Below are 11,282 nucleotides of genomic sequence, written 5' to 3'. Positions count from 1 at the left end.
GTACTGTGCCGAGTACTGGCATCACCGCGGGCACGTATGTGTTTAGCGTGAAAGCGAAAAACACCGAAGGCAGCTCAGCGCAAGCGGCGAACTTTACTGTGGTGGTGGGCGGATTGCCGGGCTTGCCAACGTATACTGGCGCGGCTTTGCCCGATGCACAAAAAACACAAACGATCGTTGTAGGTCAACCTATCACTACCGTTGACTTGGCACCCACTGCAACGCCTGACCAGTTCTTTAGCAATCCACCCAACAGTGGCACGCGCAGTATCGATGGCGCTGCAGTCGCGACGGTGAGTTTTGTGCCTAAAGATCCGAACACGCCGGCAGGTACAACCTCTTTGCAAAACTCTACCTTGTTTGCTAGTAGCGGTAAGACGCTGTCGATTAGCGGCATGAAACTTCAAGGCGACATTCCAGATAATGATGCGATCGCAGGGACGTACACGATTACCTTTAAAGTGAAAAATGATCAGGGCACGTCGACCACCGGTCCGCAAGCCGTGTTCACGGTTCAAACTAAACCGGGGGCACCGGTGTATAAAGGCGGCACGGTTTCCGGTTTAACGCCGCTAGATCCAGGTGCGAATGTGCCGAGTCAGTTGAGTTTTGGTGCAAATACCTATTTTGAAAACCCAGACAATAGTGGCGCAATGCGCATGCTTGACAATGATGCGGCTGTGGTGTCTGTCGCTTATCAGGCGCCGGGTGCCTCAAGCTTTGGTGCGCCACAAGCGTTGAATGCTTCTCGCTTATACAATGGTGGCAGCGGTGTGCATGTGAGCACGACAACGCCTACAGCGTTGACAGGCAGTATTCCTGCGTCGAGCTCCGCCGTGCCGATGGGCGGGACGTATCGATTCAGCGTGCATATGCGCAACGATCAAGGCACTGCTTCAAACCCGCTAACGTTTGATTTGCAGGTGCGTGGTGTGCCGGTGCCCAATGGCAATAGCCTGCCCACCGTGCCCAGTTACAGTGCGGGTGATGCTTTCTCGTCTGTGGACTTTGGCTCGGTTTATGCAAACCCACCGGACAGCGGAACGCTCGGTATTTCCAGCACAGATGCGCAAGAGATGGCCGTGTGTTACAGCGCGACCAGTCCAGGTGCGGGCGCAAGTTGCGATCCTTCATCGGGTCAATCTTTAAATGCTTCAGCTTTGGGGGCTGCAGGCAGTGGTCAAGCACAGGCGCTTTCTCTCAGTAACGCGACATTAAGTGGCACCGTGCCGTCGAATACACCGGTAGGTTACTATATTTTAAGTGCGCACCCACACAATGGCATGAGCGGTATTAACAATGGCCGCGCGTACACACCGGCGAGTGTGGTGATTCATGTGGCGAACACCACGGGTGTGCCAACGTTTTTGGCAAATCCAGATCCCGCTTCACAAAGTATTAATCCAGCACAGTCAGTGCAAATTGCGAATGTGGATTTTGGTAGTGGTAGCGTGTTTTATAATCCCAGCAACAGCGGCCCCATTGTGCTAGACGCTACACAGTCTGCTGATATGTCTGTGACCTGCACGAATAATCATGGTACAGCTTGTCAAGGTACCAGTGCTTCAGCGTTGGCCAGCTCGCCGTTGGGCGGCTCTGGTGGTTTATCGATTGCTGCCAATGCCGGCAACACAGCACAATTAACGGGTAATATTCCTGCGAGTGCGCCTGCGGCGACATACAGCTTTACGGTTCACGCAAAAAACAATTACGGTAGCTCAACGAATGCGGCAACGTACACGATTAATGTCGAAGGTAAGCCGTATGTGTATAACCAAGACCCAACAAAGCCTGCTATCACGCGCAATGGTGGTGACACATTGTCACTCGATTATGCGCCGAACTATGTGAATCCACCGGGTAGTGGCAATTTAACGTTGAGCGGCAGTGATGCTGCGCAAGTGCAAGTGTGCTACCAAAGCAACTGCACGGATTTAGATAACTCGCCGTTGGGGGCTAAAGATCACACGGCGGGTAATTACTTGAGTGTGCAAAGCGGTACGGCAGTCATTAGCGGTAAAATTCCAAGCGATGTGACACCGGGTGACTACACCATCAACGTGCATGCTAATAATGGTCGTGGTGTGTCGGCTGATGCGGTGAGTTTTGTGTTGACGGTAGGTAACGTGCCGGGCGCGCCGGGCTACGATGGCAAACCACTGCCGTTAACGGAACAAATTCTTGATCCAGGTCAGCCAATCCAAGACGTTGACTACGAGCCGGATTATGCCAATGGCAGTTATTTTGCCAATGCGGTGAACAGTGGCGACTTGCGTTTGCTCAATAACGACGCCAATGTGCTCAATGTTGTGTATCAGGCGCCTGGCCAAACCAGCCCATCAACACCGACCGATTTGGCGAGCTCAAACCTACACGCCTTAACCTTAAGTGGCGGTGCGCCGGGTTCGGGTTATGAGAATATGACGCTAGGTGGCACTTTGCCTGCTAATCTCGCTGCAGGTACTTACACCATTACGGCCAGAGCGCAAAACGATAAGGGCGTGGCGAGTACCGGCCCAAGTTGGACCTTATTCGTGCGTGGCAAACCTGAAATTAAACAAGGCACGGCTAAACCGGCTTTGCCGACGAAACAAATTGTCGGTATCGGTAATGCGATGAGTAATGTCGACTTTGCAAGCTATTACAATAACCCACCACACAGTGGCAACTTGAGCTTGGATGCGGACTCACCCGCACAGGTGGCTGTTGCCTATACGCCGAACACAATGTCAAAAGCGGCACCTTTGCCGGGTTCTTTGGCGGCATCAAACCTTGCAAGCTTGCAGGTGAGTAACGGTGCCTTAAGCGGTAGTGTGAATAATAGCGCAGCGATTGAAGGGACTTATAATATCACCACGCACGTGGCGAATTCACAAGGCGTTGCGAGCGATTCTGTGCCTTTACAAATTGTCGTCACAGGCCCGCCAACGTACAAGTCAGGCAGTGTGAATCCTGCGAATCAATTTTTGAGTCCTGGCGCGGCGATCAATTCTGGACAAGCAGATTTTGCGGCCAACTTTAATAACCCGCTCGACGGTGGCAGCATGGCGCTTCAAACCAGCAGCTTGAATGCAATGGCGGTGCAATACAAAGCGCCGGGCGCGTCGAGTTTTGGCTCGCCGACTGCCTTGGCCGATTCGGGCTTGGCGGGCGGTTTAACGGTCGATGGCACGGCCTTGTCAGGCAGCATTCCTGCGAGTGCGCCAATGGGCGCGTACCTCATCACGGTTCACATGGCCAATAGCTTTGGCATCACCACACCCAGTTCGCCGATCAGTGAGGGTGCGCAAATTGAATTGATCGTGACGGGCACGCCCACTTGGAATAACCAAACGCCAAGCATCACGCCAATCAATAAAGGTGATACCTTATCGACGGTGTCGTTTGAAAATAACTTCACTAACCCTAATGGCACAAGTGACCCCATGAGGTTAGCCGCTTCAGGTACGGCCAGTGATGGCGTGCTTATGGTGCAGTACCAAGACCCGAGTTCAGGTGCGTGGAGTAACGCTTCACCCTTGGGTACAGCATTGCCTGGGTTAACGCTCACTGGCGGCGATGATTCAACGACTTGGCGTAATATGGAGTTGAGCGGTAGCATTGCGCTGGATTCTTCAGTCCAGTCTGGTCAGTATAAATTGCTCGTCCGCCCAGCCAATAGCTCGGGTGCGACAAGTACAGGCCCTGATCCGATCTTAACACTTCAAGGTGTGCCGCTGTACAATCACACGAGCATTGCCGATGCGCATGTCACGCAAACAGGCCAACTCTCAGCGATAAACTTTTACACAGCCTTTGGTAACCCCAATGGTACGAGTCATACAATGTCTTTGGCTTCTTCGGGCAGCGGTAATAATGTCTTGATAGCGCAACATCAAAACCTTTTTACTGACGTGTGGGAGACGCATCAGCCGATCGAAACGGCAATGCCTGGGCTAGTGCTAAGCGGTGAGGGTGATGACCATGGTGGCTGGAGCAATATGATTTTGTCGGGCTCCCCTGGCGCGAGTGCACAGTTAGGTGTTTACCGTTTGACGGTTCGACCGTCGAACAACACAGGCGCAGCCACAGCAGGCCCAGACCCGCTTTTATATATCGATGGCGTGCCGCAAGTTGACCCTAATGCTGAACTGCCGACCTTGAGCGCAATTCGTGCGGGTGATACCTTGGCCGATACTGATTTGCACACGCTCTTTGGTAACCCTGACGGTCGATATGACCGAATGAGTCTGGCCACCGGCGGTACTGGCAATAATGTATTGCGAGTTGAATATGAGGCACCGTCTAGTAACGTTTGGGGCGCCCCAACACCGATGGCGACTTTATTGCCAGGTTTAACATTAACAGGCAATGGCGCAGACCGCGGCGGTTGGCAAAATATGGTATTGGGTGGTACCTTGGGCGCAGCACAGCCAGGTCGCTACCGTTTGCTCATTAACCCCGGTAATCAAAGCGGTCAGCAACTGGCGGGGCCGCAGTTGACTTTAAGCGTGCAGGGTGCGCCAATCAGAACGGGCACCACGGTGAACCCTGTCTCTCAAAGTGTGGGCGGTACGTTAAGTTTGAACTTCGCAAGCACGGGCGACAATCCTTTGGGTTATTATGTGAACCCTGTGGATAGTGGTGCAATGAGAATTGACCCTCAAGATGCACAGGTTCAGCAACCAGGCTCATCAAGCTTGATTCAGTTTAATAGCGCAGGCTCCACTTTGTACAATAATGGTCAGGGCTTAACGTTAAACAACATGGTGTTGTCAGGTACGATCCCTGCGAGTGCCTCGGGTACCTATAAACTCTTTTTCCGCCCGAAAAATGATGTTGGTACAGTGGCGAGTTCGGATAGAATTGAGCTTGATTTGACAGTTGAATCGATACCTAAGCGAAACAATGAGTTTCCTGTGAATGACACTTTCTATGCGGGAGGCTCATTTACGCCGGAGGCTGACAGCACGGCGTTGACGCTCAGTAAATACTTCACGCCAAATAACCAGCTTTATTTTAGCCCAAATGACTCAAGCTCGATTGCAGTTTGTCCAGGCACAAGCAGTATTTGCTTGACCACATTAAACAATGCGGGTTTAGGCTTGACCTACGATGCAAGGCAGGACTCGCCCAATATTCAATCGTCTGAACTGCTATATCCAAAAGCCTATCAGTCCAAAGCGAGTCAACAGTTTACGATGACGGTCACGCCCAGGGCTGTCTCACAGGGACCTTTGGGTGAACCTTTGCACTACACCTTTAAAATCATTGGGCTGCCGGTCAGAAATACCACGCCTGGAGCGAATGTTACAGTTCACGGCACGGGTAACCCCTTAAGCTCTGCCATTGATTTGACGCAGTACTTTAATAACGACAGTAATAACAATCAAAATCCTTTGGTGTTTGATACGAGTACCCATCCGACACAAATTACCGTGAATGGACAAGATTTTCAGAACTCTCCTTTGTACACGGGAAGTAGTGACACGGGTTTGGTGGTCACGTCAGCGGGGCAGATTACAGGAACTATTCCATCTAATCTGGCTGATGGCACGTATGTGATTAAAGCGTATGCTTATGGTCAAGAAACGGGTGAATCAAAGTATAATACGTCGGGTGCCCAGCAGGGCTTTGTCACAATTAGACTTAATGTCGTTGCTTATACTGATAGTTTTGACCCTTGCCCTGTGGTGGATAATGCTTTTAATGGCCAGGGTCAGTCGGGCATCACGATCACGCCGCCGGCGTCAGGAAGTCAAACTTTCACGGTTCAAGCTGCGATGGATGCAAGTTTGTTCACGTTTCCTGCGCACTTGAACCAATCGACACAGTACAGTGATTTAACCAATGCAAATACGATCGTTGGTCGAGGGCTCGCTACCATTAATCCGCTGACTCATAAAGTGGTGTGTGAGTACTATGTGAAAAATAACAGCGGGACATGGTTACCTTCGGGTTACTTCATGACAACGCCGTATACAATTCCTGACAGCGCTCGTTTCCCAGGCGGTACATACTCGTGTTATTACAATACTGGCGGCTCATGTCCTCTTAATCTGCCTTCGAGTTGGTTAAAGAAAATGGGCATTAAAACACATTAATGTCGATGCTTGATTCTTAATCCAGCCTCTCGTTATAATCAATCCCTCGCACTACACCGCTGGATGATCACTTATGCACTTAAATTTTCTGGATTTTGAACAACCGATTGCTGATCTCATGGCGAAAATCGATGAGCTCAAGCAAGTCGGTTTAACGCAACGTAGTGAGACCCAAGAAGAAATCGCAGCGCTCGAGTCTAAAATGGCCAAGCTGACCGAGTCGATCTTCGCTGATCTTAACACCATGCAAAAAGTGCAGCTTTCACGGCATCCTCTGCGCCCGTATGTATTGGATTATATCCCGATGTTGTTCACCGATTTTCAAGAGTTGCATGGCGATCGTGCCATTTCAGCAGGCCCTTCAATCGTGGCGGGTTTGGCCCGTTTCGACGGTCAGCCCGTGGCCGTGTTGGGTCACCAAAAAGGCCGACGTACCGAAGAAAAGCTCAGGCGTAATTTTGGTATGCCGCGACCTGAAGATTATCGCAAGGCCTTACGTATCATGAAGCTTGCGGAAAAGTTTTCTATGCCGATCATTACGTTTGTTGATACCGCTGGTGCGTATCCTGGAATAGGGGCAGAAGAACGTAACCAAAGTGAAGCCATCGCCAGAAACCTATTTGAAATGACGGATCTGAAAACACCGATTTTAACGATCGTGACCGGTGAGGGCGGCTCTGGCGGCGCACTGGCATTGAGTGTGTCAGATCGTTTGTTTATGCTGCAATACAGCACGTATTCTGTGATCACACCCGAAGGTTGTGCGTCGATCTTGTGGAAAAGTGCGGAGCGTTCCGCTGATGCGGCAAAAGCTTTAGGCATGACAGCAGACAAGCTGGACAAAATGGGTGGCTTAATCGATGGAATTATCGAAGAGCCGCTGGGAGGGGCGCATCGTCACCCGAAAGAAATGGCCGAACGGATTTGCTCATTGCTTAAAGTGGAGCTTGAAAAACTCAGGGAAATGTCCACGACAGATTTATTGGATCAACGCTATAAACGATTGATGGCGTATGGCGTTAATCACTGACACGCTGGCAAGCTTTATTGAAGATCAATCTTTAACGCGCGCATCTTTGCTTGTCGCTTTAAGTGGTGGCGTGGACTCTGTGGTTTTGCTGTCCGCTTTGTCTGCTTTGCGATCACGTTTTCCTCAACTCTCTCTTTCCGCTGTGCATGTGCACCACGGCTTGCAAGCTGACGCCGACGATTGGCAATCTTTTTGTGAGGCGCTTTGCAAAACACTAAAGGTGAGTTTGTATGCTGAGCGAGTTGAGATTACACGAGCCGGCGGAGAAAGCTTGGAGGCTTGCGCGCGTAAGGCGCGCTATCAGGTCTTTGAGCGCTGCCTAAAAAAAGATCAGATTCTATGTTTGGCGCACCATCAAAATGATCAGGTCGAGACTTTCTTACTTCAGGCTTTGCGCGGCGCAGGTTTGGCCGGCTTGGCCAGCATGGCGAATCGGCAAATTTTTGCGCAAGGCGAGTTGATTCGGCCTTTATTACAGGTTTCGCGAGAGGCGATCATCAGCTACGCCCGAGATGAGGGTTTGACGTATTGTCATGATGCTAGCAACGATGACGAGCGTTTTCGTCGTAATGCATTGCGTCACCGGGTGATGCCTGCTTTGGCAGATATCCAGCCGGGTGCGCTGGTTAATCTTTCGCGTGCAGTGTCTCATGTTCAAGAGGCAAAAGTTTTGCTGGATGAGTATGCCGAAAGCTTGTTGATAACCTTAGCGTGCGATCAAGGCTTAAATATTGAGCGTTTAAAGCGTTTAAGTGATAAACAGCAAGCCTTGGTGATTCGTTATTGGTTGTCGCGTGCGAGGGTGCCAATGCCTACACAAGCGATTATGCGGCGGATTTTGGCTGATGTATTGGGTGCTAAGCCCGGTGCAAAACCGGTGGTCGAGTGGGCCAATGCGAAGCTTACGCGACAAGCCGGGGTGTTACGTTTAGAATCTCGCGCATAAAAAAACCCCGCTTAAAGCGGGGTTTCTGCATTAAAGACGATTAGTCTTTATGGCAGTGGCTTTTGCAGCAAGCTAAGTACTTAACTAGCGCGCCAACAGCCAAGATAGGAATCATGACGTCGAAGAATGTTGTGATCATGAAGATCGGGCGCATAGACGCTTGAGACAACGTAACCGCCAAAATAGCGATAACCAACGCGAAAATAGAAATAACTACGAACCAAAGTTTACCAATCATTATGTTTCCCCCATCAATGGTATAAATGAATGTACACCTAACCTTAAGGTGTATTTTCAGCGATGTCAAACGGATTTTTTTGGCTTTTTTTAGGTTTTTTTAAAGCCCCTTTGCCTGCTAGCGTGTCTTGCCTTCTTCTGCTGCAAAATGATATCCTCTGCGTTTCAATTCAGGCGGAAGACTCATGGCGCATTATATTTTTATCACGGGTGGTGTGGTTTCATCCTTGGGTAAAGGCATTAGTGCAGCATCACTGGCGTCTTTATTAGAGGCGCGTGGTTTAAAAATCACCATCATGAAGCTTGATCCTTATATTAATGTTGACCCAGGCACCATGAGCCCTTTTCAGCACGGTGAAGTCTTTGTCACTTATGATGGCGGCGAAACAGATTTAGATTTGGGTCATTATGAGCGCTTTACCAATGTGCACATGAGTAAGCGTAATAATTTTACGAGTGGTCGCGTGTATGCCGATGTGATTCAAAAAGAGCGTCGTGGCGATTATCTCGGCGTCACGGTGCAGGTGATTCCCCATATTACGGATGAAATTAAACGCCGTATCCAGGAGGTGGGTGCGGGTTTGGATGTGGTGTTGGTCGAAATTGGCGGCACCGTCGGTGATATCGAATCTTTGCCGTTTTTGGAAGCGATTCGTCAAATGCGTATTCAGCTTGGTCGCGAGCACACCATGTTTATGCATTTAACCTTGGTGCCGTTTATTCCGTCAGCCGGCGAAATTAAAACCAAACCCACGCAACACTCGGTCAAAGAATTGCGATCTATCGGTATTCAACCGGATGTTTTGTTATGCCGTTGCGATCGTCATCTGAGTGATCATGACCGTGAAAAAATCGCTTTGTTCACCAACGTTGAAAAAGCCGCGGTGATACCGGTGGAAGATGTGGCCAGCGTGTATCAAGTGCCGCTCGCGCTGAACCAGCAAGGTTTGGACGATTTGGTCATCAGGCACTTTCATTTTAAAACCGTTGAGCCCGATTTATCGTCCTGGCAAAAAGTGTTGAAAGCTGAGGCCAATCCTAAGGCGAGTGTGAAAATCGCGATGGTCGGTAAATACATGGACCATCAAGACGCCTATAAATCGTTAAGTGAAGCCTTAAAACACGCCGGTATTCACACGCATACAAAAGTGATGGTTGAGGGTATCGATTCTGAGCAGGTTGAGAAACAGGGTGTTAAACTATTAGCGGGCTATGATGCGATTTTGATTCCTGGCGGTTTTGGTGAGCGCGGTGTGGAAGGCAAGATCATGGCGGTGCAATATGCGCGTGAACATAAGGTGCCATTTTTAGGGATCTGTCTAGGCATGCAAGTCGCTGTGATTGAATTTGCGCGCCATGTGTGCGGCCGTAAAAAAGCGCACAGCACGGAATTTGATGCAAAAACTGATTTCCCTGTTGTGGGCTTAATCACAGAATGGATACGCGCAGATGGTCGTGTGGAGCAACGCAGCTATACGTCGGATTTAGGCGGCACCATGCGTTTGGGTGAGCAAGTGTGCCACAGCGTGAAAGGCACCTTGATGCATAAAATTTACGGCGAAACGGCTACAGAACGCCATCGCCACCGTTATGAAGTCAATGTGTATTTAATTAGCGAGCTGGAAGACAAAGGCTTGGTGGTCGGCGCGCGCTCGGAAGATGGTAACTTGGTTGAGGCGATTGAGCTTAAGGATCACCCCTGGTTTTATGCGTGCCAGTTTCATCCTGAGTTTACGTCTACGCCACGGCGAGGGCATCCCTTGTTTGAAGCGTTTGTGACGGCAGGGATAAAACATAAATAATATACCAGCCTTTTTGAGTGGCAACCGTCTTTGCGAGGAGCAGGGCGGCGAAGCAATCTCCAGGTTGATGAAATAGATTGCCGCGCTCACTGTCGTTCGCTCGCAATGACATTAGCGACAAAATGTAGTCTGGGTTGACGAGCATAGCGAGGATAACCCGGGGAAGTTTTTTATAACAGGTTTGAAATCGTCCGGCCTTGCGGGTTTGAGGTGGTTTAATAGAGGTAATATATTATGAAACTTTGCGGCCATACTATCGGTTTAGATCAACCCTTCTTCTTGCTGGCGGGTCCTTGTGCCATCGAGTCAGAACAATTGGCGATGGATACAGCCGGCGCACTTAAAGAAATGACAGATGCCTTGGGTATCACCTTTGTTTATAAATCGTCTTTTGATAAAGCCAATCGTTCTTCGCATGAAAGTTTTCGTGGGCCGGGTATTGAAGAAGGTTTGCGCATTTTAAGCGAAGTGAAAAAACACATCGGTGTGCCTGTGGTGACCGATGTGCATGAAGACACACCCTTGGATGAAGTGGCGAGCGTGGTCGATGTCTTGCAAACGCCAGCGTTTTTGTGTCGTCAAACGAATTTTATGCAGCGTGTCGCGCAAACCGGCAAACCTGTGAATGTGAAAAAGGGCCAATTTTTAGCGCCGTGGGATATGAAACACGTGGTGGCGAAAATGAAAGCCGCGGGCAATGATAATATCATGGTCTGTGAGCGCGGTGTTTCATTTGGCTACAATAATTTAGTGTCGGACATGCGCTCACTGGTGGTGATGCGCGAGAGCGAGTGTCCTGTGGTCTATGATGCCACACACTCGGTGCAACTGCCCGGTGGTCAAGGTGCGAGTTCGGGTGGTCAGCGCGAGTTTATCGCGCCCTTGGCGCGTGCGGCGGTGGCCGTGGGTATTTCTGGTTTGTTTATGGAAACGCATCCTGACCCTGAAAAAGCCTTAAGTGATGGGCCAAACTCCTGGCCTTTGCATCAACTGCGCGAGCTGCTTGAAGAACTGCAAGCGATTGACCGCTTGGTTAAAGGCTTATGATTCTTTACTTATCGTCATCGCGAGGAGCGAAGCGACGCGGCGATCTTTTTTTGGCGCTTGAGATTGCCGCGCTCACTGTCGTTCGCTCGCAATGACGCTGCTTTTTGCATAGTTGCTGATTCTGTCATCGCGAGGAG

Annotated in this window: 6 protein-coding genes; 5 read left to right on the top strand and 1 reads right to left on the bottom strand. The window is 50.1% G+C overall.

Features of this window, described 5'->3' with window-relative positions; translation table 11 throughout:
* Positions 1 to 5 precede the first annotated feature (5 nt).
* The 3 genes from COV52_10075 (at position 6) to tilS (ending at position 8,059) form a co-directional block, all read left to right on the top strand.
* Positions 6 to 6,083 carry a hypothetical protein gene (locus tag COV52_10075; protein ID PIR10129.1) on the top strand — a complete coding sequence of 2,026 codons (6,078 nt, stop codon included), beginning with the start codon at positions 6 to 8 and terminating at the stop codon, positions 6,081 to 6,083.
* A 73-nt stretch (positions 6,084 to 6,156) separates the two neighbouring features.
* Positions 6,157 to 7,113, top strand: coding sequence for an acetyl-CoA carboxylase carboxyl transferase subunit alpha (locus tag COV52_10070; GenBank protein PIR10128.1), 957 nt, complete (start codon positions 6,157 to 6,159; stop codon positions 7,111 to 7,113).
* Positions 7,097 to 8,059, top strand: coding sequence for a tRNA lysidine(34) synthetase TilS (gene tilS / locus COV52_10065; protein PIR10127.1), 963 nt, complete (start codon positions 7,097 to 7,099; stop codon positions 8,057 to 8,059). The genes COV52_10070 and tilS overlap by 17 nt, the downstream gene beginning before the upstream one ends.
* A gap of 40 nt (positions 8,060 to 8,099) precedes the next feature.
* On the opposite strand, the gene COV52_10060 is transcribed toward tilS, so the two are convergent.
* Positions 8,100 to 8,297 (bottom strand): hypothetical protein, encoded by a 198-nt coding sequence (locus COV52_10060; GenBank protein ID PIR10126.1) that lies wholly within the window; start codon positions 8,295 to 8,297, stop codon positions 8,100 to 8,102.
* Positions 8,298 to 8,481: 184 nt separating this feature from the next.
* Between COV52_10060 and pyrG the strand changes: the two genes are divergently transcribed.
* Together pyrG and COV52_10050 are read left to right on the top strand one after the other, a co-directional pair.
* Entirely contained in the window at positions 8,482 to 10,098 is a 1,617-nt protein-coding gene (pyrG, locus tag COV52_10055; GenBank protein ID PIR10125.1) for a CTP synthetase, read from the top strand.
* 234 nt (positions 10,099 to 10,332) lie between these two features.
* On the top strand, positions 10,333 to 11,145 hold the full coding sequence (locus COV52_10050) for a 3-deoxy-8-phosphooctulonate synthase (GenBank protein PIR10124.1): 813 nt from the start codon (positions 10,333 to 10,335) through the stop codon (positions 11,143 to 11,145).
* Positions 11,146 to 11,282 lie beyond the last annotated feature (137 nt).

Source organism: Gammaproteobacteria bacterium CG11_big_fil_rev_8_21_14_0_20_46_22, from assembly GCA_002796245.1.
In the GTDB taxonomy this organism is placed as follows: Bacteria; Pseudomonadota; Gammaproteobacteria; order UBA12402; family UBA12402; genus 1-14-0-20-46-22.
This window is presented reverse-complemented; position numbering and strand designations above follow the sequence as displayed.

Bases quoted from the DNA above. Each gene is read 5' to 3' on its own strand.
- COV52_10070 (PIR10128.1), top strand. From the start codon at position 6,157: ATGCACTTAAATTTTCTGGATTTTGAACAACCGATTGCTGATCTCATG.
- tilS (PIR10127.1), top strand. From the start codon at position 7,097: ATGGCGTTAATCACTGACACGCTGGCAAGCTTTATTGAAGATCAATCT.
- COV52_10060 (PIR10126.1), bottom strand. From the start codon at position 8,297: ATGATTGGTAAACTTTGGTTCGTAGTTATTTCTATTTTCGCGTTGGTT.
- pyrG (PIR10125.1), top strand. From the start codon at position 8,482: ATGGCGCATTATATTTTTATCACGGGTGGTGTGGTTTCATCCTTGGGT.
- COV52_10050 (PIR10124.1), top strand. From the start codon at position 10,333: ATGAAACTTTGCGGCCATACTATCGGTTTAGATCAACCCTTCTTCTTG.